The sequence below is a fragment of the Pseudomonas sp. GW456-12-1-14-TSB6 genome (assembly GCF_059424205.1).
This window is the reverse complement of record NZ_JBWKZE010000005.1, coordinates 74,535-98,860: the sequence shown is the minus strand read 5'-3', so window position 1 is coordinate 98,860 and position 24,326 is coordinate 74,535. Positions and strand designations below refer to the sequence as shown.

General features: G+C 62.2%; 17 protein-coding genes, 1 tRNA gene and 2 pseudogenes. 4 read left to right on the top strand and 16 right to left on the bottom strand.

Features of this window, described 5'->3' with window-relative positions; genetic code table 11:
• Positions 1-22: 22 nt before the first annotated feature.
• Positions 23-2,551, top strand: coding sequence for a PepSY domain-containing protein (locus AC07Y2_RS06235; RefSeq protein ID WP_074691871.1), 2,529 nt, complete (start codon positions 23-25; stop codon positions 2,549-2,551).
• Between the two features lie 54 nt (positions 2,552-2,605).
• On the opposite strand, the gene AC07Y2_RS06230 is transcribed toward AC07Y2_RS06235, so the two are convergent.
• Genes AC07Y2_RS06230 through ptsP form a run of 4 tightly spaced genes read right to left on the bottom strand, consistent with a single transcriptional unit; the run spans position 2,606 to position 9,754 of the window.
• Positions 2,606-4,147 carry an alkaline phosphatase D family protein gene (locus AC07Y2_RS06230; protein ID WP_103385639.1) on the bottom strand — a complete coding sequence of 514 codons (1,542 nt, stop codon included), beginning with the start codon at positions 4,145-4,147 and terminating at the stop codon, positions 2,606-2,608.
• Positions 4,148-4,206: 59 nt separating this feature from the next.
• Positions 4,207-5,940 carry a PTS fructose-like transporter subunit IIB gene (locus tag AC07Y2_RS06225; protein ID WP_074691877.1) on the bottom strand — a complete coding sequence of 578 codons (1,734 nt, stop codon included), beginning with the start codon at positions 5,938-5,940 and terminating at the stop codon, positions 4,207-4,209.
• Positions 5,941-5,951: 11 nt separating this feature from the next.
• Entirely contained in the window at positions 5,952-6,893 is a 942-nt protein-coding gene (gene pfkB, locus AC07Y2_RS06220; RefSeq protein WP_103385638.1) for a 1-phosphofructokinase, read from the bottom strand.
• Complete coding sequence (gene ptsP, locus AC07Y2_RS06215) at positions 6,893-9,754, bottom strand: phosphoenolpyruvate--protein phosphotransferase (RefSeq protein WP_103385637.1); 2,862 nt, start codon at positions 9,752-9,754, stop codon at positions 6,893-6,895. The genes pfkB and ptsP overlap by 1 nt, the downstream gene beginning before the upstream one ends.
• A 306-nt stretch (positions 9,755-10,060) precedes the next feature.
• Between ptsP and cra the strand changes: the two genes are divergently transcribed.
• Together cra and AC07Y2_RS06205 are read left to right on the top strand one after the other, a co-directional pair.
• A complete protein-coding gene (cra, locus tag AC07Y2_RS06210; RefSeq protein WP_085647662.1) occupies positions 10,061-11,056 on the top strand; it encodes a catabolite repressor/activator in 996 nt (331 codons plus the stop codon).
• Between the two features lie 3 nt (positions 11,057-11,059).
• The gene (locus AC07Y2_RS06205; protein WP_103385636.1) at positions 11,060-11,836 is read left to right on the top strand and encodes a TatD family hydrolase; all 777 of its coding nucleotides are present in this window, start codon (positions 11,060-11,062) and stop codon (positions 11,834-11,836) included.
• Here the strand turns inward: AC07Y2_RS06205 and AC07Y2_RS06200 are convergent, their stop codons facing one another.
• The 6 genes and pseudogenes from AC07Y2_RS06200 to AC07Y2_RS06175 all read right to left on the bottom strand — a co-directional run bounded on the left by AC07Y2_RS06200 (position 11,837) and on the right by AC07Y2_RS06175 (position 18,213).
• Entirely contained in the window at positions 11,837-12,226 is a 390-nt protein-coding gene (locus AC07Y2_RS06200) for a hypothetical protein (RefSeq protein ID WP_074691892.1), read from the bottom strand.
• A 154-nt stretch (positions 12,227-12,380) separates the two neighbouring features.
• Positions 12,381-12,929: pseudogene (locus AC07Y2_RS06195) on the bottom strand (methyl-accepting chemotaxis protein); the annotation flags it as partial.
• A gap of 309 nt (positions 12,930-13,238) precedes the next feature.
• Positions 13,239-13,442, bottom strand: a pseudogene (locus AC07Y2_RS06190) (HAMP domain-containing protein); the annotation flags it as partial.
• A 1,126-nt stretch (positions 13,443-14,568) separates the two neighbouring features.
• The gene (gene ampE / locus AC07Y2_RS06185; RefSeq protein ID WP_039769185.1) at positions 14,569-15,402 is read right to left on the bottom strand and encodes a regulatory signaling modulator protein AmpE; all 834 of its coding nucleotides are present in this window, start codon (positions 15,400-15,402) and stop codon (positions 14,569-14,571) included.
• Positions 15,399-15,959: a 1,6-anhydro-N-acetylmuramyl-L-alanine amidase AmpD gene (ampD, locus tag AC07Y2_RS06180; RefSeq protein ID WP_074691898.1), complete on the bottom strand. Its 561-nt coding sequence runs from the start codon at positions 15,957-15,959 to the stop codon at positions 15,399-15,401. Before ampD ends, ampE begins: the two co-directional genes overlap by 4 nt.
• A gap of 64 nt (positions 15,960-16,023) precedes the next feature.
• Positions 16,024-18,213, bottom strand: a complete 2,190-nt coding sequence (locus AC07Y2_RS06175) for a DUF1631 domain-containing protein (RefSeq protein ID WP_103385634.1) — start codon at positions 18,211-18,213, stop codon at positions 16,024-16,026.
• A gap of 255 nt (positions 18,214-18,468) precedes the next feature.
• On the opposite strand from AC07Y2_RS06175, the gene nadC reads away from it, so the two are divergent.
• Complete coding sequence (nadC, locus tag AC07Y2_RS06170) at positions 18,469-19,317, top strand: carboxylating nicotinate-nucleotide diphosphorylase (RefSeq protein WP_103385633.1); 849 nt, start codon at positions 18,469-18,471, stop codon at positions 19,315-19,317.
• Positions 19,318-19,405: 88 nt separating this feature from the next.
• Here the strand turns inward: nadC and AC07Y2_RS06165 are convergent, their stop codons facing one another.
• The 6 genes from AC07Y2_RS06165 to rbfA all read right to left on the bottom strand — a co-directional run bounded on the left by AC07Y2_RS06165 (position 19,406) and on the right by rbfA (position 24,179).
• Complete coding sequence (locus AC07Y2_RS06165) at positions 19,406-19,705, bottom strand: DUF6388 family protein (protein WP_039769697.1); 300 nt, start codon at positions 19,703-19,705, stop codon at positions 19,406-19,408.
• 234 nt (positions 19,706-19,939) lie between these two features.
• Positions 19,940-20,015, bottom strand: a tRNA-Thr gene (locus AC07Y2_RS06160).
• A 129-nt stretch (positions 20,016-20,144) separates the two neighbouring features.
• Positions 20,145-22,250, bottom strand: a complete 2,106-nt coding sequence (pnp, locus tag AC07Y2_RS06155) for a polyribonucleotide nucleotidyltransferase (protein WP_011332410.1) — start codon at positions 22,248-22,250, stop codon at positions 20,145-20,147.
• Between the two features lie 194 nt (positions 22,251-22,444).
• Complete coding sequence (gene rpsO, locus AC07Y2_RS06150; protein WP_011332409.1) at positions 22,445-22,714, bottom strand: 30S ribosomal protein S15; 270 nt, start codon at positions 22,712-22,714, stop codon at positions 22,445-22,447.
• A 141-nt stretch (positions 22,715-22,855) separates the two neighbouring features.
• Complete coding sequence (truB, locus tag AC07Y2_RS06145) at positions 22,856-23,773, bottom strand: tRNA pseudouridine(55) synthase TruB (protein ID WP_007953739.1); 918 nt, start codon at positions 23,771-23,773, stop codon at positions 22,856-22,858.
• A 4-nt stretch (positions 23,774-23,777) separates the two neighbouring features.
• Positions 23,778-24,179 (bottom strand): 30S ribosome-binding factor RbfA, encoded by a 402-nt coding sequence (gene rbfA, locus AC07Y2_RS06140; protein WP_007953741.1) that lies wholly within the window; start codon positions 24,177-24,179, stop codon positions 23,778-23,780.
• Positions 24,180-24,326 lie beyond the last annotated feature (147 nt).

The following is a 24,326-nucleotide window of genomic DNA, read 5'->3' as shown; positions in this document are numbered from 1 at the left end:
CCGAACGGACAAGGCAAGCAACGTGTTGAAGAAAACCCTGTTCCAGTTGCACTGGTTTTTTGGCATCACTGCCGGGCTGGTGCTGGCCCTGATGGGCATCACCGGCGCTGCCTATTCGTTTCAGGACGAAATTCTCAAAGCCCTCAACCCTTCGGTGTTGCAGGTAGAGAAGCAGGTCGCCGGCGTGCTGCCCCCCGCCGATCTGGTGGCGCACATCGAAGCGGCCTCGGGCAAGAAAGTCTCGATGCTCTCGGTCGAGACCGAAAGCGGCAGCGCCGGACGTGTCTGGTTCACCCCGCCCAAAGGCGAACGCCGGGGCGAGATGCGCTACTTCGATCCCTACACCGCCGAGTTCAAGGGCGATGCCACGGGCCAGGACTTCTTTGGCCTGATGCTGCAACTGCACCGGTTCCTCGCCATGGGCGATACCGGTCGCAACATCACCGGCGCCTGCACCCTGATGCTGCTGTTCTTCTGCCTGTCCGGCCTGTACCTGCGCTGGCCGCGCCAGTGGCACAGCTGGCGCGTGTGGCTGACTCTCGACTGGAAGAAAAAGGGCCGCAGCTTCAACTGGGATCTGCACTCGGTGTTCGGCACCTGGTGCATGCTGGTGTATCTGCTGCTGGCACTGACCGGACTGTCCTGGTCCTACGAGTGGTACAACAAGGGCCTGACCCGACTGCTTTCCGATGCACCGCAAAACGAGCGCGTGCGCGGCGGTCGTGGCCCGGCCCCTGAAGGTCCGGCGCCGACTGCCGATTACGCCGCCATGTGGCTCAGCATCTACAGCACCGCCGGCCCGGGCCTCGCCGCCTACAACATCCGCATGCCGCCAGTCGCCGGTCAACCGGCGACCGTGTTCTACCTGCTCGACAGCTCGCCCCATGACCGCGCGCTGAACCAGATCACCCTCGACCCGGCCACCGGCGTGGTCAAGCGCGTCGACCGCTACGCCGACAAAAGCTTCAAGGCGCAATTGCTGACCAGCATTTACGCGCTGCACGTCGGCAGTTATTTCGGACTGGTCGGGCGGATCATCGTCACCGTCGCGGCCGTCTTGATGCCGCTGTTCTTCATCACCGGCTGGCTGCTGTACCTGGATCGCCGACGCAAGAAAAAGCAGATCAAGGATGCCCGCAAAGGCCTCGATCAACCGGCCGGCGATACACCGGCGTGGCTGATCGGTTTCGCCAGCCAGAGCGGTTTTGCCGAGCAACTGGCGTGGCAGACCGCCGGGCAATTGCAGGCCGCCGGATTGCCGGTGAAGGTGCAGCCGCTGGCGAATGTCAGCGAGCAGGATCTGCGCGAATCGAACAACGCGCTGTTCGTGGTCAGTACCTTCGGCGACGGCGAAGCGCCGGACAGCGCGCGCGGTTTCGAACGCAAAGTGCTGAACAACGCCTCGACCCTCGACAGCCTCAACTACGCCGTACTCGGCCTTGGCGATCGGCAGTATCAACACTTCTGCGGTTTCGCCCGACGCCTGCATCAATGGCTGGGCGAACACGGTGGCAAGACCCTGTTCGCCCCGGTCGAAGTCGACAGCGGCGATCCTTACGCGCTGCGTCACTGGCAGACCCAGCTCGGCCTGCTCACCGGGCAAGCACCGGTCGACACCTGGCAGGCACCGAGCTACGAGAACTGGACACTGGTGCGCCGCGAGCTGATGAACCCGGACAGCGCCGGCGCCCCGGTTTTCCTGCTCGGCCTGACCGCGCCGACTTCTCGCAGCTGGCTGGCCGGTGACCTGGTGGAAGTGCTGCCGCGCAACTGCCCGTGGGCCATCGAGCATTTCCTCGACGGCCTCGGCATCCGTGGCGAAACCAGCGTCAAGGTCAACGGCCTGCAGGAGCCGCTGGAAGTGGCCCTCGCCAGCCGCCAATTGCCCGAGCACCGCGCCCATCTGGTGGGCCTGCACGCCCAGGCACTGGTCGATGCGATGGTGCCGTTGGCCATGCGCGAATACTCGATCGCCTCGATTGCCGCCGACGGCGTACTGGAACTGATCGTGCGGCAAGAACAGCATGCCGACGGCAGCCTCGGCATCGGTTCCGGCTGGCTGACCGAGCATGCTCCGGTCGGCGGCAGCATCAGCCTGCGGGTCCGCCGCAACAGCGGTTTCCATCTGCCAAACGCTCCGGTGCCAATGATCCTGCTGGGCAACGGCACCGGCCTTGCCGGGCTGCGCAGCTTGCTCAAGGCGCGGATTGCCGACAATCAACAGCGTCACTGGCTGCTGTTCGGCGAGCGCAATCGCGAGCACGATTTCCTCTGTCGTGCGGAGCTGGAAGAGTGGTTAATCAATGGCGATCTGGAACGCCTCGATCTGGCGTTCTCGCGGGATCAGGCCGAGAAGATTTACGTGCAGGATCGCCTGCGCGAATCGGCCGGCGAGTTGAAGAAATGGCTGGCGGACGGTGCAGTGATCTACATCTGCGGCAGCCTTCAAGGGATGGCGTCAGGCGTGGATCAGGTGCTGAATGAAGTGCTGGGCGCTGCTGAAGTCGAACGCCTGATCGAACAGGGTCGTTATCGTCGCGACGTTTACTGATTCACCTTGGATAACTGTGGGAGCAAGCTTGCTCCCACAGCTTCAGCGCTGCATTCAGACCGGCTGCAGCTTCTGCTCAAACACCGCCACCCCCTCCAGATCCCGCAACACCACGCTCATCTCCCCGCTCTGCCCCTCGATGTTCACCTCGCCGAAAAACTGAAACCCGGCAAACGGTGAAGCGTTTTGCGTCGGGGGCGCTTTCTGAAACACCACTTGCGGGCCGAAGGTCTTGTCCAGCGGATTGGGGCCGAAACTGCCGGCGTTCAACGGCCCTGCGACAAACTCCCAGAACGGTTCGAAATCCTGGAACGCCGCGCGATCAGGGTGATAGTGATGCGCCGCGCAGTAATGCACGTCCGCCGTCAGGAACACGAAATTGCGCACCTGATGTGCCCGCAGGAACCCGAGCAATTCGGCCACTTCCAGTTCGCGCCCCTGGGCCGGACCGGGATCGCCGTTGGCCACCGCTTCCCAGCGCGCAACACCTGGACTGACTTCACCGTCGGGCACGCCAAGACCGATCGGCATGTCGGCGGCAATCACTTTCCACTGGGCTTTCGAGGCCTTCAATCCACGCTTGAGCCAGTTCAGTTGCTCGCGTCCGAGGAACGGTTTTTCCGCCCCGAGATTGTCGTCGTTGGCGCCGCGATAACTGCGCATGTCGAGCACAAACACATCGAGCATCGGCCCGTAACTGAGCTTGCGATAAATCCGCCCGCCGCCATCGGCCGCCTGCAAACGCATCGGCGCATATTCGAGCCAGGCCTGACGTGCGCGGCCGACCAGGGTGTGGATATTTTTTTCCTGATAACGCTCGTCGAGCTGCTTGCCCGGCGACCAGTTGTTGACCACTTCATGGTCGTCCCACTGCCAGATCTGCGGCACTTCGGCGTTGAAGCGACGGATGTTTTCGTCCATCAGGTTGTAGCGGTAATTGCCGCGATAATCGTCGAGGGTCTGGGCGACCTTGCTCTTGGCTTCCGTGGTGAGGTTGCGCCAGGTCCGGCCACCCTCGGTGGTCAGCTGCGCCGGCACCGGGCCGTCGGCGTAGATGGTGTCGCCGCTGTGGATAAAGAAGTCCGGCAAGCGCATGCGCATCGCTTCATAAATGCGCATGCCGCCGATATCGGGGTTGATGCCGAAGCCCTGGCCGACGGTGTCGCCGCTCCAGACAAAACGGAGATTGCGCCGCGCAGTCGGTGCACTGCGCAAGTGGCCGAGCCACGGCTCGCTGGCGACGCCAGTGCGGGCGTCCTTGAAATACACGCGGTAGAAAATCGCCTGATCAGCGGGCAACCCGGTGAGTTCGACGCGGGCGGTGAAATCGCTGCGGGCATCGGCCAGCGCCGAAACCACGCGGCGCGGATGGCGGAACTGGCTGCGGGTGTCCCATTCCACCACCATCTGTGCCGGGCGGTCGGCGCGGCTCCAGATCATCGCGCGGTCGCCCTGCAAGTCGCCAGATTGCACGCCGTCAGTCAGTTGCGGTCGATCCTTGACCGACGCGATCACGGCCGGCGCCAGCCCCGGCATCAGCAGTCCGGCGCCGACGGCTTGCATCACGCGCCGGCGACCGGGATTGAAATCGCTCATGGTGTTCTCCCTGAAAAAAGGGAAACTTAAGCACTGCTAGATGAAAGGGGTGTGACACCTCACGCCTTCGCGGGCTCCAGCGCCAGTTCCACGGCCTCCGGCCGCTTGACCAGCGCATACACCACCGCCGTCAGCAGACTGCCCGCGACAATCGCCAGCAGATACAGCAGCGCATGGTTGATCGCATTCGGAATCGCCAGCACGAACAGGCCACCGTGGGGCGCCATCAGTTTGCAGCCGAAGTACATCGACAGCGCACCGGTCAGCGCACCGCCGGCAATGCTCGCCGGGATCACCCGCAAAGGGTCTTTCGCGGCAAACGGAATCGCCCCTTCGGAGATGAAGCACAACCCGAGCACCAGCGCCGCTTTACCGGCCTCGCGTTCGGTCTGGGCAAACTTGCGTCGGGCGATGAAGGTGGCGATACCCAGTCCGATCGGCGGCACCATGCCGGCGGCCATGGTCGCGGCCATCGGTGCATAACTCTGCGAGGCGAGCAGCCCCACCGAGAACGCATACGCGGCCTTGTTGATCGGCCCGCCGAGGTCGACGCACATCATGCCGCCCAGCAGCACACCGAGCAGGATCGCGTTGGTGGTGCCCATGCTGTCGAGGAAATGCGTCAGCGCCGCAAGCATCCCGGCCACCGGTTTGCCGACCACGTAAATCATCACCAGTCCGGTGAACAGACTGGCGAACAACGGGATGATCAGAATCGGTTTCAGCGCTTCGAGACTTTGCGGCAGCGCCACATAGCGACTGATTGCTTTGGCGGCATAGCCTGCGATAAACCCGGCAACGATCCCACCGATGAATCCGGCGCCCAGGGTGCTCGCCAGCAAACCGCCGATCATCCCCGGTGCGAGTCCGGGACGGTCGGCAATCGACCAGGCGATGTAACCGGCCAGCAGCGGCACCATCAATTTGAACGCGGTCTCGCCACCGATCTGCATCAGCGCCGCCGCCAGCGTGCCCTCTTCCTTGAACGCGGTGATGCCGAACACGAACGACAAGGCGATCATCAGACCGCCCGCTACCACCATCGGCAGCATGAACGACACACCGGTCAGCAGGTGTTTGTAGACGCCGCTTTTCTCTTGTTTGGCCGGGGCCTTGCCGTCGCCGGCAGCGTTTTCAACGACACCTTCGGCCAGGGCTTTTTTCAGCGTGGCTTCGGATTGCTTCAACGCAATGCCGGTGCTGCAGCGGTAGATTTTCTTGCCGGCGAAACGCTCGGTGGCGACTTCAATGTCAGCCGCCAGCAGCACTACGTCAGCCTCGGCAATCGCGGTTGCGCTCAGCGGATTTCGCGCGCCGACCGAGCCCTGGGTTTCGACTTGCAGGTCGTAGCCCAGACGCTTGGCGGCTTGCTGCAAGGCTTCGGCGGCCATGAAGGTGTGGGCGACGCCGGTCGGGCATGCAGTGACCGCGACCAGACGCGGCGCTTGCGCGCTGGCAACCACGGGCGGCGTTTCGTCAGCGACGTAAACCTGCGCCTCGACGGCGCCACGCCGCAGCACGTCTTCAACATCCTGCAGGGCTTGCGCCGGCGCGATCCGAAAGACTTTCTTGCCGATGAACCGGGTCATGTCCACCGGTCCCGTGGTCACCAGCAACACCCACTCGGCGGCTTCGATGGTGGCCGCTGACAACTCGCGTTCCGGGTGCGCGGCATCCACCACTTCGACGCTGGTGCTCCAGCCCTGACGCTGGGCCGCGGCATCCAGCAGCCGGGCGCACAGCACACTGGTGACCATGCCGTTAGGGCAGGCCGTGACAATGGCTAACTTCATGACAAACCCTCTTATTGTTCTGTCAGGGGGCGCACGCGCACGCCCTGTTCGAGCTGCGTCAGTTGCGCAGCATCGTGAATACCGAATCCGATCTGGGTCACCGCCTGCGCCGCAATTGCGGTGGCCGTGCGCAGGGTTTGTTCCGGCGTGTCGGCGCTGAGCAGGCCGTGGAGCATGCCGGCCAGCAACGAATCGCCGGCACCGACCGTGCTGGCGACGCTGACCTTCGGCGGCGTCGCATGCAGCGCCGAGCCGACGCTGTACCAGTTCACACCCTCGGCGCCATGGGAAATCACCACATGCTCGATGCCTTGGGCGTGCAGCCGATTGGCCGCTTCGGCCTGAGACGCGTGGGACACCACTTCACAGCCCAGCGCATCGGCCAGCTCTTCGGTGTTCGGCTTGATCAGCCACGGGCCGGCCTTGAGCGCCGCGCGCAAGGCGTCGCCGCTGGTGTCCAGGGCGACTTTCAGGCCCAACGTTTTCAAGCGTTCGACCAGTTCGCGCAACCACTGTGCAGTGACTCCGCGCGGCAAGCTGCCCGCAACTACAACCGCGTCATGCCCCGGCGCGATCTGCACCAGTCGATCCAGCAACGCCTGTTGCGCCACCACGCCGACCACCGGCCCCGGGCCGTTGATGTCGGTGATGCGGCCATCCTGTTCCGCGACCTTGATGTTGCTGCGGGTCTCGCCGGGCACCCGGATAAACGCATCGGTGAAACCGCGCTTGGCGAACAGGGTTTCGAACGCTTGCAGATTGTCTTCGCCGAGAAAGCCGCTGACCGTCAGTTGATGACCGAGGTCGGCCAGCACTTGCGCAACGTTGACGCCCTTGCCGGCGGCGTGGGTGTGCATCTCGTCGCTGCGGTTGACCTGACCGGCCTCAAGACGTGGCAACTGCACCGTAAGGTCCAGCGCCGGGTTGAGGGTCAGGGTGAGAATCTTGGCCATTACAGGGCCTCCACTAATGCGCGCACTTCGTTGGCGCTGCCCACGGCCAGGGCTTGTTGAGCAAGGGTTTGCGTTTGCGTCAGGCTGAGTTCGCGGATGCGTGCCTTGACCTCGGCGATGCTGCGCCCGGAGACACTCAGTTCATCCACACCGAGGCCGACCAGCACCGGCACCGCCAGCGGATCCGCCGCCAGCTCGCCGCACACACCGACCCATTTGCCATGGGCATGGGCCGCGCGCACGGTGATGTCGATCAGTTGCAGCACTGCCGGGTGCAGGCCGTCAGCCTGGGCGGACAGGGTCGGATGTCCACGGTCGATCGCCAGCGTGTACTGAGTCAGGTCGTTGGTGCCGACGCTGAAGAAATCCACCTCTTTGGCCAGCACCGGCGCCAGCAGTGCGGCGGACGGCACTTCGATCATGATCCCCAGTTGCAGGTCGGCAACCGGGATTTCCAGACGCAGGCGTTCGGTCATGTCGCGGGCCTGACGCCACTCTTCGACGCTGCCGACCATCGGGAACATGATCCGCAAAGGACGGCTGTCTGCCGAACGGAGCAAGGCACGCAATTGCGCCTCCATGATCTGCGGACGCTGCAAGGTCAGGCGAATCCCGCGTACGCCGAGGAACGGGTTTTCTTCCTTGGCAATCGGCCAATACGGCAGCGGTTTGTCGCCGCCGACATCGAGGGTGCGCACCACCAGCGGCCGGCCGGCGAGGCCGTCGAGGACGCGGCGGTATTCGGCTTCCTGAGTCGCCTCGTCCGGCGCCTGTGGATGAGCCATGAAAATCAGTTCGGTGCGCAACAGACCGATGCCTTCGGCGCCCTGCTCCACCGCACTGATCACACCGGCGCTTTCACCGATGTTGGCGAACACTTCCACAGCGTGGCCATCGGTGGTGTGTGCCGGCTGATGGCGTTGTTCGGCGGCGGCTTTCAGGCGTTGTTGGCGGGTGTCGCGTTCTTCGCTGGCGCGTTGCAGGGTCGCGGCATCCGCGTCCACATGCAGGCGCCCACGCTGGCCGTCGAGCAGCAACGGCGTGCCCGGCTTCAGCAGCAACACCGCAGCGCCCGCACCGACCAGCGCCGGAATCCCCAGCGCGCGAGCCACGATGGCGCTGTGGGCGGTGGCGCCGCCCCGTGCGGTGAGAATCCCCGCCACCCGCGCCGGATCCAGACGCGCCACGTCGGACGGGCCGACTTCATCCATCACCAGAATGTACGGTTGCTCGGGCTCGGCGGGCGTCTGCACGCCACACAGTTGCGCCAGCACCCGACGACCAATGTCGCGCAGGTCGGCGGCACGTTCGGCGAGCAACGCGTCCTGCAACGCTTCCTGTTGTTTTGCGGCGGCCTCGATCACGGCCATCCAGGCCGCCTCGGCGCTTTCGCCCTGCTTGAGGCGGGTGTCGACTTCGTCGGTGAGTTCCGGGTCGTCGAGCATTTCCTGGTGGGTGATGAAAATCTCGCGGATCGCCTTGGCCTTGCTGCGCTCGATCAGGCCCTGAATGTCCTGACGCACGTCGGCCAGCGCTTGCTTGAGACGCTCGCGCTCGATAGCGGCGGACTCGCCGCGCAACGGGTAATCGATGGTTTGCTGGACTTGAATGTGCGCCGGGCCGATGGCGATGCCGGGGGCGGCGGGAATCGCTTGCAGCAGACTGCCGGAGGCCGGGGCGGTCAGCACTTCTGCAATGTCCGTAATCACTTCGCGCTGTTGACTGACTGCGGGCAACGGTTCGACTTCTTCGCCGAGGCCTTCTTCGATGGCGGCCAGCAACGCCGGCAAGGCGTCAGCGGCAATGCTCGGCTCGGCGATGATTTCCAGCACCTGCCCGCGACGGGCGCCGAGGCTCAGCAGTTTGCTCAGGCTCTTCACCGATACGGCGCTGTCCTGACCGTCGACGATGCGCACACGAATCTCGCCGTCAAAACTTTTCGCCAGTTGCGCGAGGATTTTCGCCGGCCGCGCGTGCAGACCATGGGCGTTGGCCAATGCGATACGTGCGCTCGGCCAGTCGGCCGGCAACTCGCCGCCGAGCACTTCGAGGACTTTGCGGCTACTGGTGGCGCGGCCCAGTTCATGGCCGCGACCTTCGATCAGCAACGCGCACAACCGCTCGAGCAACGCCTGATGCGCTTCACCCAGACTGGCCAGACAGAACAGACCGCTGAGCGGTTGGCCGAGGTAACGCATCGGTTTGTCCGGGGTGACGAAGGCCAGGCCTGGACGCTTCACGGTCTGCTCGCTGTGCAGCCACCACAGGCCATCGCCCAGCGGCAGCGCTTCGACCTGCTGCAGCACGCCGGCGAAACCGTTGCTCACGCAATCGGCCTGACGCAGCAGCCGCGCACCACGCCAGACCAGTTCTTCGAAATCGTCGGCGGAGACCCCGAGGCCGATCATTTGCGCGTCCAGCGCCAGCTCTTGCGGCGCACCTTGCAGCAGTTTCAGCAGCGCTTCGGGCGAACTGGCGCGGCGCAGGGCCTGGCCCAGATCGGTCTCGCCGAGGGCGCGGGTCAGCAGTTGCAGCAAGCGCAAGTGTTCGTCGGATTTGGCCGCGATGCCGATGGCCAGATAAACGATCTGGCCATCGCCCCAGTCCACGCCGTCGGGGAACTGCATCAGGCGCACGCCGGTGGCGAACACCTGATCACGGGTTTCAGGGGTGCCGTGGGGAATCGCAATGCCTTGGCCGAGGAAGGTCGAGCCCTGAGCCTCCCGGGCCTGCAGGCCGGCGAGGTAGCCATCGGCGACCAGACCATCGGCGACCAGATGACTGGCCAGCAATTGCAAAGCGGCGGGTTTATCCACAGCCGACTGGCCCATGGATATCTGCTCTACAGTGAGCTCGAGCATGCGATCTCCTTTTTGGCGCGGTGGCGCGCCAGGTATTGTTTTGAATGGTTGCAGCTTAGGCGCTGTGGGCCATCCTTTTCAGGAGGCAGTTTTGGCGGTTTCACGGCAGAACCGGCCAAAGGCGTCTAAAACGTAGAAAATACGCTTGCTGAAACGTTTAATCTAGATTGATCGGCACGTTACTCGATAATGTCCCATCCTTGAAGTCCAACTTGTCGGATGCGCTGAGACAATGGTCGCCTGCCTGAATCGGGTAGGATTGGCGAAAATGTCGCGGCAAGCTCGAAAAAACAAGGAAATCCCGGGTTGAAACTCAGTGATATCGCGCGGTTGGCCGGAGTGTCCGTGACCACCGCCAGCTACGTCATCAACGGCAAGGCCGAACAGCAGCGCATCAGCACCGCCACCGTCGAGCGGGTTCGGGCGGTGGTCGATCTGCACGGCTTTACCCCCAATCCACAGGCGGCCGGGCTGCGCAGTCGGCACACCCGGACCCTGGGTTTTATCCTGCCGGATCTGGAAAACCCCAGTTACGCGCGGATCGCCAAACTGCTGGAGCAAGGCGCCCGGGCACGCGGCTATCAATTGCTGATCGCCAGCTCCGACGATGCACCGGACAGCGAGCGGCAACTGCTGCAACTGTTCCGCGCCCGGCGCTGCGATGCGTTGATCGTCGCCAGTTGTCTCCCGGCCGGTGACGACAGTTATCGCCAGTTGCAGGCCAAGGGCTTGCCGATCATCGCCATCGACCGGGTGATGGATGCCGAGCATTTCTGCTCGGTGGTCAGCGATGACCGCGAAGCCAGCCTGCACCTGACCGAAAGCCTGCTCGACCCGCAGCCGAAGCAGATCGTGCTGCTGGGCGCCCGCCCGGAACTGAGCATCAGCCAGGAACGTGCGGCCGGATTCAAGCAAGCCCTCGCCGGATTCAAGGGCGAAGTGCTGATCGAACACGCCGAATCCTTCAGCCGCGAGTGCGGCAAGCAGTTGATGGAAGAACTCCTGCAACGCCTCGGGCATTTGCCGGATGCGCTGGTGACCACGTCCTACGTGCTGCTGCAGGGCGTGTTCGACGCGCTGCATGACTTCCCGCTCAAATCGCGCCCACTGCGTCTCGGCACATTCGGCGACACCCAACTGCTCGACTTCCTGCCGCTGCCGGTCAACGCCATGGCCCAGCAGCACCAGTTGATCGCCGACAAGGCGCTGGAACTGGCGTTGGCGGCGGTCGAACAATCGGACTACCAGCCTGGCGTGCAAGCCATTGCCCGTACCTTCAAGCAGCGTATTCACCGGGACTGAGCCGTGGAGCTGATCGACAGCCACACCCATCTGGACTTCCCCGACTTCGACGCCGACCGCGCGGCGCTGCTGAGCGAAAGCCGCGCCCTCGGGGTGCGGCGAATGGTGGTACTCGGGGTCTACGAGGGTAACTGGCAACGGGTGTGGGATCTGGTGCAAAGCGATGCCGATCTGTACGCGGCCCTCGGTTTGCACCCGGTGTATCTCGATCAGCATCGGCCGCAAGACTTGCTGGCACTGGGCGACTGGCTGACACGGCTAAAGGGTCATCGGCAGCTGTGCGCGGTCGGCGAAATCGGCCTGGATTACTTCATCGAAACCCTCGACCGCGAACGCCAGCAGGCGCTTTTCGAGGCACAACTACAATTGGCGGCAGATTTTGAACTGCCGGCATTGATCCATGTGCGGCGCAGTCATGCGGCGGTGATTGCCACGCTCAAGCGCTTCAAGCTAAAGCGCGCCGGGATCATCCACGCGTTCGCCGGCAGCCGTGAAGAAGCGCGGGAATACATCAGGCTCGGTTTCAAACTCGGCCTCGGTGGTGCACCGACCTGGCCGCAGGCGTTGCGCATGCATCGGGTGCTGGCCGACTTGCCGCTGGACGCGGTGGTGCTGGAAACCGACTCACCGGACATGGCGCCCGCCATGTTTCCCGGCGTGCGCAATACGCCGGCGCATTTGCCGGCGATCTGCGACTCACTGGCCACTTTGATGAACATCAGCGCCCAACAACTCGCCGCCGCCAGTACCGCCAACAGCTGCGACGTGTTCGGCTGGTAGTCAGTCGGCGTGGGCCTTGGCCGCGTCGAGAATCAGGGTCAGATGCTGACGCTGCCGGGCATAACGAATCACCGCGAAGTACACGAAAATCGCGATCAGCGATCCGTTCAGCTGCTCGGTGACGCTGAGCAGACCCACCCATTCCATCACCAGGGCCACCAGCAGCGCGGTGCACACCGTCACCAGCGCACTGGCGCGCAGCAGGCCAAGTGAATCGAGCGAACGGAAACGTTTGATCTGCTTGGGGCAACGCAATTCCAGGCTTTTCTGGCAATTCGCACAGGTGAACGCTTCGTGGATCGAAATGGCATTCAGTTGCCAGGGCTTGAGCACCAGCGTGGTCTGGCAGTGGGCGCAGCGGCCCTGGACGCCCAGGGTTGCGACGGACATGTGCGATCTCCTCCAAGTGGTCAATGAATTGATCTTGGTTCATTGAAGCCGAAAAACCAGCGCCTGGAGGAAAACAGGATTGGGCTTACAGATGTAGGCAAAAAAGTACTACAAGCCATTCCGAAAAAACCTGCCTCAGAGGAGGCAGGTCGCTTCAAACCCGGAACGCGCTGATCAACTGCTTCAACTCGACCACCTGCGCCGACAACGCACGGCTGGCATCTTCGGTCTGGTGTGCACCTTCTGCAGTGCGTTCGCCGGCACGGTTGATCTCGACGATGTTCTGGTCGATGTCGTGGGCCACGGCGGTCTGCTGCTCGACGGCGGCGGCGATCTGCTGGTTCTGGTCGACGATCATGCCGACAGCGCCGAGGATGTTTTCCAGCGCCTGCTGGACTTTCTCCGACTGCCCCACCGTGCCGTTGGCCATCTGATGGCTGACGCCCATGGCCTTCACTGCCGCGCCGACGCCGCCATGGAGCTTGGCGATCATCTGCTCGATTTCTTCGGTCGATTGCTGGGTGCGCTTGGCCAGCGTGCGGACTTCGTCAGCGACCACGGCAAAACCGCGCCCCTGCTCACCGGCCCGCGCAGCCTCGATCGCGGCGTTGAGCGCCAGCAGATTGGTCTGTTCGGCGATGCTCTTGATCACTTCCAGAACGCGACTGATCGACTGACTGTCGCTGGCCAACTGGTTGATCACCAGCACCGATTGATCGATCTCGCTCGCCAGTGCCGCGATGCTGCCCTGCTGCGATTCCACCAGTCCGCGCCCGTTGATGGTTTCATCGTTCACGCTGTGGGCGCTGCTGACCGCTGCCGCCGCACTGCGTGCCACCTCCAGCGACGTTGCCGACATCTGGTTCATCGCCGTCGCCACTTGCTCGATCTGTGTGCGTTGCCCGGCGACCGCCTGATTGCTCTGCGCCGAGACGTTTTCCACCTGCCCCGCCTGTCGCTCGACCTCGCCAACGGTGTGGCCGACCCGTTCGATCAGGTCATGGATTTTCCTCACCGTACCGTTGAACACTTCGCCCAACTCGCCGAGTTCATCGCGGCTGTTGGCGTGGAAATTCACCGTCATGTCGCCCGCCGCGACTTTATCCATCATGGCGCCGAGGTTTTTCAGGGTGGCGCGGGTCGAGGCATAGAAGCCACCGTAGAGATAGAAAATCAGCACGAACACCAGCGACAACGCCACGGCTTGCAGCACCATGTGCGTGCGGTTTTGCCCCAGGCGCTGCTGCAATTGGGTGTCGAGAAATTTCAGGGTGGCGTCGTTGAGCTGATAGGTATGGTCCATCAGCCCGGTGACCTGGTCATAAAACGCCTGCCACGGGGCGTCGAGCGTTTCGGCCATCACCACTTGCTCTTCGATCAGTGTGCCGGCCTGTTTCAGCGACGCCTTGCTGGCATCGGCCGGGGCGCTCAGGGAGTCACGGGCGGCTTTGCTCGACCCCAGCGCATCCTGCAATTTCAGGCCATATTCGGCCTGAAGCTTTTCGATCTGCACCAGCAACTCGTCGAAACGGGTACTCGACGAACTGTTGAGAAAGCCCTGGCCCAATGAATACGAGCCCATCGCCCGACCTTCGCCCAAGGCCTGGGTGACGGCCGGCGTGATCGCGGTGATCAGCTCGCTGAGCTGGCGTATGTCGCTCTGGTTGTCGCGACTCAATCCGGCCTGACTGGCCACGATCTGGCTGAAAATCTGCGCATTGCCGAGCAATTTGCCAATCAGCGCACTTTTGCTTTGCAGAGAGTTTTCCGCCTGCTGGGCCTTGAAAGCGGCGATCATTTCATCGCGCTTGGCCTCGAAGAACTTGATCTGCTCCGGATCCTCGGTCATGGGCGTCAGCCCTTGCAGGCGCGCCAGAACGTTTTGCTCAAGACTGGTGATCTGCGCCTCGACATTGCCGGCCTTGCCGGACTGGCCGAGGGTGACATTGATCTGCACCAGATTGTTGAGGGTTTCCAGATCCCGGCGCAGGGTCAGGCTGCTGCCCAGCAGATCGAGGCTCTGCAGCTCGACCCGGGTGCCCTGGAATTCGCGGTAGGAATCGCGCACCAGATAGAAATTGGTCACCAGCATCGGCACCAGGAACAGCACGCTGATCAGGCTGAACTTCATGCCGAAGCTCAAGCGGTTCATCAGCGAGACGGCGGGATAGAGCAAGCTCTTCACTGGAAGTCTCCCTTGGTTTTTTCTTGTTTTTATTGGCAGGCGCGGGGCGACAGCAGATAGCCACTATCGGGCGCTATCTCTGTATAGCTCAAATCGAAGGGAGGTTTTGTAACTTAAGGTTAACGAGGGGGATTGCCCCCCTCATCACTCGAACGGCCTACGCCAGCACTGTCCACAGGGCAAATCCGGCATACCACAACACTGCCGCCCGCAGCAGCAACTCCCACAGGCAGTCGAGGGTGTTGATGCCTTCGGGGCCGACAGCGGCCGGCGGGATTTCCCCGGCCGCGAGCCCGACCCTGTTGATCAGTTGCGCGGCGCTGATGTTCCAGTTCAGCAGCTCGTGCAGCATCACCCGACTGACCGCGACGAAATTACCGACCAGGGCGAGGCTCGCCGCCAGCAGGCGCACCGGCACCCAGTCGAAGGCATGACGCAGTTGCCCTGCCCGTTCGGCCACTGCCGGGTTCTGGGCGTTTTCCTCCGCCAGCGCCAGCAAGCGGTAACTCAGTGCCGCCACCGGACCGAGCAGGAAGTACCAGAAAATCACCGCAAAAAAGCTCTGGTAGGCCTGCCACAACAGATGCCGCTGCACTTGCTCCAGCAATTGTTCGCCGCTTTCGGCGCAGATGTTCAGATCACGCTTGGCCACATGGGCAGCGGCCTGCAGATCCTCACGGCGCCAGGCATCGCGGAACGGCCCGAGCTCGCCGAGCAAGTCACCCCGCCCCAGGCTGTAAATCACCACCAGCAAATGCACCGGCAACGCCAGCAGACCATAGGCCACCGGCTCCAGTACCAGCAGCAGCAAGCCCAGCAATGCCACCGGCAGCAGCACCAGAACAATCAGCACCAGCCACGGCTGTTTCGCCAGCCCACCGGTTTCAAGCTTGTGCAGTTCGCGGATCCATCCGCCATCGCGTTGCACCCGTTGGCGCAGAGCCGAGAACTTCTCGATCCATACCGCCAGCAGTAACACCAGAAAACTCATTGTCCTTCCTCTTGTGCCAGGGCGGCGCGGTAGCGTGCCCAGTCGAATGCGGGTCCGGGGTCGGTCTTGCGTCCGGGGGCGATGTCACTGTGCCCGCAGATGCGCTCGACGGTGATTGCCGGGAACGCCGCCTGTATCTGCCGGGTCAGCGCGGTCAGCGCCCGGTACTGCGCATCGGTGAACGGCAGATCATCGGTGCCTTCCAGCTCGATGCCTACGGAAAAATCGTTACAGGTTTCCCGTCCCTCGAACATCGAAACACCGGCATGCCAGGCCCGTTCAAGACAGGAGACAAACTGGGTGACCTTGCCGTCACGTTCGATCAGAAAATGCGCAGACACGCGCAGGTCGGCGATCCCCGCAAAGTAGGGATGTTCCGTGACATCCAGACGATTCTGGAAAAATTCCTGGACCTTGCCGGTGGCGAACTGCGCCGGTGGCAGGCTGATGTTGTGGATGACCAACAGGGAGACTTCGCCCGCCGGGCGTTCATTGAAGTTGGGCGAAGGGCAGACCTGCACCCCGTGACACCACCCGCTTGCGGGATCCAACTGCATACCGATTCCTTCAACGCCGACTGTGTTGGCGACCAGTATGCCGTGATCGGCCCCCGGCGCGCGATCACTTGCCGCGATTGAGCCGCCGCAGATTGCCGAGCACCGACTCGAGCGCCCGGTCGAACAGCAAGGTGTCGTCCAGCGCCCGCACCGCGCCGCGACGAAACGCCAGGGCCAGTTCCGTGCGGTCGCGCTCCAGCACTTTCATGCCGGTGCGGTCGACGAACACGTACTTGCCGGTCGCCTCGATGATCGCCGCCAGTTTGCAGCGCAGAGTGTGTTCTTCGTCCTCCTCGAACGCCACCCAGCTGCCCAGACGCAACTGTTCGACCTGGCGCAGACCGACATCGTCGGCTGGCAAACGCGCTGGCGTGCGTGGTTTGAGACCGTCGTCGGCCATCTGCAGGACAATCGTCTGCGACACTTCGATCATTTCCGGCAGCACGGACTGATCCGGTGCGCCGGACGGTTCGAGCAGCCGCACATGCAGCGCTTCCAGCTCACTGAAAAAGCCGCTGGTGGCAAACGGATCGAAGGCCGAAGTGCTCAAGCCGTCGCGCAATGACTTGAGCAACCCCGGCACCAGCGCCAGCAGACGCAGACCGGCTTCGGCATCGTCGTGGCGCTGCACGCTCCAGACCAATTGCTCCATGGTCTGCACGTCGGCCTGCCATTCGGCGGACTGATCGCCGTGCTTGAGGCAGGTCAGCAGCAACACCTTGCTCCAGGCGTCCTGCACGAACGTCACCACCGACGGTGGCAGGACCTTGCCCAGCAACGCCTGATTGAGCGCCTGCTCGACCCGCTGGCGAGCCAGTTCGGTTTTCGCCCGGCCCTCTTCGGCATCGCGCAAACGCTGTTCAAGCAATTCGCTGCGACGGCGCTCGTCACTGGTGAAGGCGAGGAAGTCCGCCAGCAACTCGGAAAAAATCGCCGGGTCATCGACGAAATCCGTCAGCAGGCGCTGCACCACTTGCTCGATGCGCAGGTACAGGCTGTCGCGCGCATTACCGTCGCACTCGCCCCAGCCCATCGCCGCCTCGGCGATTTCGTTGAGCAGGCGGCGCGCCGGGTGGCTGCTGCGGCTGAAGAAGCTTTTGTCGATCACCGCGACCTTCAACATCGGGATCTGCAACCGGGCGATCAGTGCCTTGAGGGAATCCGGCAGGTTGCGATCATCGAGGATGCAGTCGAAGACCATGGCCACCAGATTGATCACGTCCTCGTCAGCCCCGCCGACAATTCGCGATTTGCCGCTGCGTACGCTGACCCGCGTCAGCAGTTGTTCAAGCTGATGGCGCAGATCGAAGTCGTCCTGCACTGCCAGCGCCGGCACGTATTGCTGCAGGTGCGAGAGCAGGCGCAGCAGGTCGCGGGTGGAAATCGGCTGCGCCGGAGCGCTGGGTTCAAGGGTCGGCGCGACGGTGCCGCGCACGTGCAGCAGCAACTCCTGCAATGCGGCGAAGACCTCCTGCACGCCGGCATCGGTCTGGGGTTTGTCGACGCCCTCGAATTCGCTCTGCACGCTGGCCACGGCCTGATCGATGGCACGACGGGCCGGTGCCGGCTTGAGTTCGGGCAACACGCCCGTGGCGATCAGCAGTTGGTTGGCTTCGGCGTAGAGTTGATCGGTATCGGCCAGCACATAGCGCTCGAACAATTTGAGCAGGATCAGCTTGACCTTGATCTCCACCCCCAGATTGCGCCCGGCCTGCAGGAAGTACTCGCAAAGCATCGCCGGGCCCAGCGGGTTGTAATGATCGCCCAGCGTCTTGCCCAACAACGCATTGAACCGCGCGGTCAGTTGGTCGAGGGCGAAGCCGTCGCGATTGAGCACGCGGCCGACCATGGTTTCGACCGCGACGCTGCGCTCCATGTCATCGGTGCGCGCTGTCGTGTCCCCGTATTGCAAGGCGTGCGAGAGGACGGCGGGAACGGGATCGAATTGAGTGAGGCCGACAAAGGCTTCGAAAAACTGCTCGAGAAAACCACGCTCGATGTTCTTGCGCTTGAGGCGCAGGTCGCGCATGGCTTCGAAAAAGATGTTCTGTTCGACGTCGTTGCGTGCCCGGTCGGCCATTTCGAACAGGGTGTCGTCGGCGTTATCGAACAGCTCCTGCAAACCGTTGCGCAGGCGTTGGGCAGCCTTGTCGCGGACCTGAAGCAGAATCACAGGCAGGCGGGCGAGCGGCGAGTGAGGCGCCTGATCGGTAGTGGCCTTGTGCAAAGGCACTACATTCCCGTCGTTGTGCATCCAAGCCTCCTGAAACGGTGATTTGCCGACGTCAAAGCTATGGCGTCAAATGCAAGGCGGATTATCTTGCAAAAGATGTCTCCGGCGCCAGAGCCGTCAGGGTTTCCCCTATGCGCCGACACCTTGAAGTGACCACGACAGAATCGGGTTTGCTCAAAGAAAATCGACCGGATGCAGGGCTGCGTGGCTGTTCTCGCCTTGGGTTGGCCGACGCCATGCCCCTATAATCGGACCACTTAGTTTGTGGAGCCCGTTATGCCGAATCTACGTCTCGCCGATTTGACCGCCGAAATCGAAGCCAACGTGCGCCGTGCGTTGCTCGAAGACATCGGCAGCGGCGACATCACCGCGCAACTGATCCCGGCCGAACGCCTGGCCAAAGCCACCATCATCACCCGTGACGCCGCCGTCATCAGTGGCACGGCCTGGGTCGATGCGGTGTTCCGCCAGCTCGATCCGCGGGTGGCGGTGCATTGGCAGGTGCGCGATGGCGAACGGGTTTCGCCGAATCAGCCGTTGTTTCATCTGGAAGGCCCTGCCCGCTCACTACTGACCGGCGAGCGCAGCGCCCTGAACTTCCTGCAATTGCTGTCGGGCGTGGCGACCCGCGCGCAGTACCTGGCGGACTTCGTCGCCGAGACCTCGGTAAAACTGCTCGACACCCGCAAGACCCTGCCGGGCCTGCGTCTGGCGCAGAAATACGCGGTCACCTGCGGCGGTTGCCATAACCATCGCATCGGTCTCTACGACGCGTTCCTGATCAAGGAAAACCACATCGCTGCCAGCGGCGGCATCCCGCAGGCCATTGCCGCTGCGCACAAGATCGCCCCGGGCAAGCCGGTGGAAATCGAAGTGGAAAGTCTGGAAGAGCTGAAGGAGGCGCTGGCCGCCGGTGCCGAGATCATCATGCTCGATGAGCTGAGCCTCGACGACATGCGCGAAGCCGTGCGCCTGAACGGCGGCAAGGCAAAACTGGAAGCCAGTGGCGGCATCAACGAAAGCACGCTGCTGCCGATCGCACAGACCGGGGTGGATTACATTTCGATCGGCGCGATGACCAAGGACGTGAAGGCCGTGGATCTGTCGATGCGACTGAGCATTTAAGGGCAGCGGCAAGATGCGAGCTACAAGCTGCAAGCCAAAGCGGTTGTGCTTTTACTTGTAGCTTGCGGCTTGTAGCTGGCAGCTCTCGTCAAACGACGAGATTGTTCATCTCGCAGTACTCTTCCCACTCGACGCCCAACACCTCGGCCGCTTCCTTGTGCAGCTCCAGGCGCTTGGCCTCGAACTCCTCAGGTGTGCTGGTGTACTTGAGGGTCAATTCCCACGGCTGCAGGCCCTGGGCTTCGGCTTCATCTTCGAACGCCCACTGGATCTGGTCTTTCTGATCATCGGGACTCAGGTCCTTGATCTCTTCCTTCAGATCCGGAACATCCAGGATGTATTTTCTAAGCGCTTCTTCGTGACGTTGCTCTTGAGTTAATTCGGTCATGGCGTTCTCGCTGATCATAGGAATGGAGGATGGATCTGGATCATCAAGGATCTCTCTGACGCGGACTGTCCGGCCTTCGGAACCATTCGGGATCATCTGAAAACTGCTGGGCGATGCTCATGCAGGCACCGAATATAGGACGTTTGCATGGCGAATTACACGGCTCTTTACATCTCTCCCACAAAAAGTTGACCTGTGGAACATAAATGCCGGTTCAAAAGGATTAGGGAGAGGTGGTGCCCGAGACAGGAATCGAACCTGCGACCTTCGCGTTACGAGTGCGCTGCTCTACCGGCTGAGCTACACGGGCGGTGGGCTAAACCTAGCACTGGTCTTGCAGGTCGGCAACTTCGCCGAATGACTCGATATTTCATGGACAAAAAAATGCCCCGCCGTTTTCACGGCGGGGCATTTTCATTGCGCTAGGACTGCGGGGTGATTAAACGCCCGAAGCCTTGGCAGCTGCCACGTCTTTGATGGACAGCTTGATACGGCCGCGGTTGTCCACGTCCAGTACCAGTACTTCCACTTCCTGGCCTTCTTTCAGGATGTCGGTCACTTTCTCTACGCGAGCGTCGCTCAGCATCGAGATGTGAACCAGACCGTCCTTGCCCGGCAGGATGTTGACGAATGCGCCGAAGTCGACGATGCGCTCAACCTTGCCGACGTAGATCTTGCCGATCTCGGCCTCTGCGGTGATACCCAGAACGCGCTGACGAGCTGCTTCAGCCGCTTCCTTGGTTTCGCCGAAGATCTTGATCGAGCCGTCGTCTTCGATGTCGATCGAAGCCTTGGTCTCTTCGCAGATCGCACGGATGGTCGCGCCACCCTTACCGATAACGTCACGGATCTTGTCGGTGTCGATCTTCATAGCGATCATGGTCGGAGCGTTGGCCGACAGTTCGGTACGCGACTGGCCGATGATCTGGTTCATCTGGCCGAGGATGTTCAGGCGCGCTTCCAGGGCTTGGCCCAGAGCGATTTCCATGATCTCTTCGGTGATGCCCTTGATCTTGATGTCCATCTGCAGCGCGGTCACACCTTTGGCGGTACCGGCTACTTTGAAGTCCATGTCGCCCAGGTGGTCTTCGTCACCCAGGATGTCGGTCAGGACGGCGAACTTCTCGCCTTCTTTAACCAGACCCATGGCGATACCGGCAACCGGTGCCTTCATCGGGACACCAGCGTCCATCAGGGCCAGAGAAGCGCCGCAAACGGAAGCCATCGAGCTCGAACCGTTGGATTCGGTGATTTCCGATACCACACGGATGGTGTACGGGAACACGTCAGCGGCAGGCAGCATGGCCGAAACCGAGCGACGGGCCAGACGGCCGTGACCGATTTCGCGACGACCGGCGCCACCCATACGACCACACTCGCCCACCGAGAACGGAGGGAAGTTGTAGTGCAGCATGAACGGGTCTTTTTTCTCGCCTTCCAGGGTGTCCAGCAGTTGCGCGTCACGGGCGGTGCCCAGCGTCGCGACGACCAGAGCCTGGGTTTCGCCACGGGTGAACAGTGCCGAACCGTGAGTCTTCGGCAGAACGCCGACTTCGATGTTCAGCGGACGTACGGTGCGGGTGTCGCGACCGTCGATACGTGGCTTGCCGTTAACGATGTTTTCGCGAACGGTGCGGTATTCGATTTCACCAAAAGCGGCTTTGACGTCGGCAGCCGAAGGCTGGCCTTCTTCACCGGACAGCTTGGCCACAACCTGGTCACGCAGCTCGCCCAGACGCGCGTAACGGTCGGCCTTGATGGTGATGGTGTAAGCCTGGGAGATCGCTTCGCCGAACTCGGAACGGATAGCGGCCAGCAGCTCGGTGGCTTCTGGAGCAGGTGCCCAGGTCCAGGTTGGCTTGGCGGCTTCGGCAGCCAGTTCCTTAACGGCGTTGATCACGACCTGGAACTCGTCGTGAGCAAACAGTACTGCGCCCAGCATCTGGTCTTCGGTCAGCTCTTTGGCTTCCGATTCAACCATCAGTACGGCGTCCGAAGTACCGGCAACGACCATGTCCAGGCTCGAGGCAGCCTGCTGCTCGTAGGTCGGGTTCAGCAGGTAGCCGGTGCTTTCGTGGAAAGCAACGCGAGCGGCGCCGATCGGGCCGTCGAACGGAATGCCGGAGATCGCCAGGGCAGCCGAGGTACCGATCATCGCAGCGATGTCCGGATCGGTCTTCTTGCTGGTGGAAACGACGGTGCAGACAACCTGCACTTCGTTCATGAAACCTTCAGGGAACAGTGGACGGATCGGACGGTCGATCAGTCGGGAAGTCAGGGTTTCTTTCTCGGAAGGACGGCCTTCACGCTTGAAGAAACCGCCAGGGATCTTACCGGCAGCGTAAGTCTTTTCCTGGTAGTGAACGGACAGAGGGAAGAAGCCCTTGCCCGGATCGGCTTGCTTGGCACCGACTACGGTCACCAATACGCTGACGTCGTCGTCAACGGTGACCAATACTGCGCCGGAGGCCTGACGGGCGATACGGCCAGTCTCGAGGGTAACGGTCGACTGACCGAACTGGAATTTTTTGATTACCGGGTTCACGGTGTCCTACCTTCTTTGTGGCTCTTGGGGGAACTGGTTTCTTGCGAAATTCTTGGGCAATGCCGGGAATCGGCCCGACGCCTGTCCAGGGTAAAACGTGTATCCAGATAAAACTTGAGGCTGGGAGCCTGCCGGACGCCGGCGGAAACCCGCTGACGTCTGACAGACAACCAACCTCATAGCGCAATCGCTGATTAGCGACGCAGACCCAGGCGAGCGATCAGAGCGCTGTAACGGCTCACGTCCTTGCCTTTCAGGTAGTCCAGCAGCTTGCGACGCTGGTTAACCATGCGGATCAGACCACGACGGGAGTGGTGGTCTTTACCGTTGGCCTTGAAGTGACCTTGCAGTTTGTTGATGTTGGCGGTCAGCAGTGCAACTTGCACTTCTGGCGAACCAGTGTCACCAACAGCTTGCTGGTAGTCGGCAACGATTTGAGCTTTTTCTTGAACGTCGAGAGCCATGAGGCAATCCTTTTATCAGGAAACCGTTTCAAAAACGGTTTCAACAGGCCAGGGACAAATCCCTGTATCTATAAATGAGTAGTGACCGTGCCTGTTGACAGCCACACTCGCCGGCCTGCTGTTACACAGACCGGTTTCCGGTCATTCTGACCGAATCAGTCGACGCGGCGCGATGCGCCCGTCTTCGCTCACTTCACCGATACCGATGAAGCGACCATTGTGATCCTGTACCCGCACCATGCCGAACTTCGGAGCATCCGGGGCACGTACCGGCTGGCCGTTGAGCCAGTAGAACGCGCTCGCTTCCGAGAACTGCAGCAACGGCCAATCCTGCAGGCCGCTGTCCGATGGCATCAGGAAGCGGTCGACCGCTTCGTTGCCGCCTTCGGCATGTACCGCTTCCAGCTCTTCGAGGGTCACGGTCTGCGCCAGGGTGAAAGGCCCGGCCTGGGTACGGCGCAATTCAGCGACGTACGCACCACAACCGAGTTGCTCACCGATATCCTCCACCAGGGTGCGAATATAGGTGCCCTTGCTGCAATCCACCGCGAGTCGCGCAGTATCGCCTTCGAAGGCCAGCAATTCCAAGCGCGCAATAGTAACAGAACGCGGTTCGCGCTCCACTACTTCGCCTGCACGGGCCAACTTGTACAGCGGCTGGCCATCACGCTTGAGAGCGGAGTACATCGGCGGTATCTGACTGATTTGCCCGCGAAATTTCGGCAGAACCGCTTCAATGTCGGCCTGACCAACGGTCACCGGACGCTCCTGCAAAACCTCGCCTTCGGCGTCCGCCGTGGTGGTGGTCTTGCCCAGTTGCGCCAGGGTTTCGTAACCCTTGTCGGAATCAAGCAGGTACTGCGAGAACTTGGTCGCCTCGCCAAAGCACAGCGGCAGAACGCCGGTGGCCAGTGGGTCGAGACTGCCGGTGTGACCGGCCTTCTCGGCGTTGAGCAACCAGCGAACCTTCTGCAACGCGGCGTTGGAGGTGAACCCCAGCGGCTTGTCGAGCAGGATGATGCCGCTGACGTTACGACGGATACGTTTGACCTGAGCCACCGAGTTACTCCTTGGTGTCTTCGGGTTCTGCCGCAGCCACGTGCTGATTGTCCTCAGCCACGGCGCGCTCGATCAGGGCCGACAGGTGCGCACCCCGCACGACGCTTTCGTCGTAGTGGAAGTGCAATTGCGGCACGCTGCGTAGCTTCATTTCGCGGGCCAGCTGCATGCGCAGGAAACCGGCGGCAGCGTTGAGCACCTTGATGCTTTGCGCGATGTCTTCGGCGTTGTCCTGCCCCATCACGGTGATGAAGATCTTCGCGTGACCGACGTCACGGCTGACTTCCACAGCGGTAATGGTGACCAGGCCGACGCGCGGGTCTTTGACTTCACGACGGATCAGCTGGGCCAGCTCACGCTGCATCTGATCGCCGATACGTTGGGTACGGCTGTATTCTTTTGCCATGATTTGTTACCTGTTACTGCCCTGCGGTGAAACCCGCAAGGTCTGAAAGCGGCAAACGCCCGGCCTGACAAAAGCCAGACCGGGCGTTGCGTTTAGAGTCCTGACGCCGTGCTGCGCACTTGCATGCGGCGGCCCGACGTGGCCCTT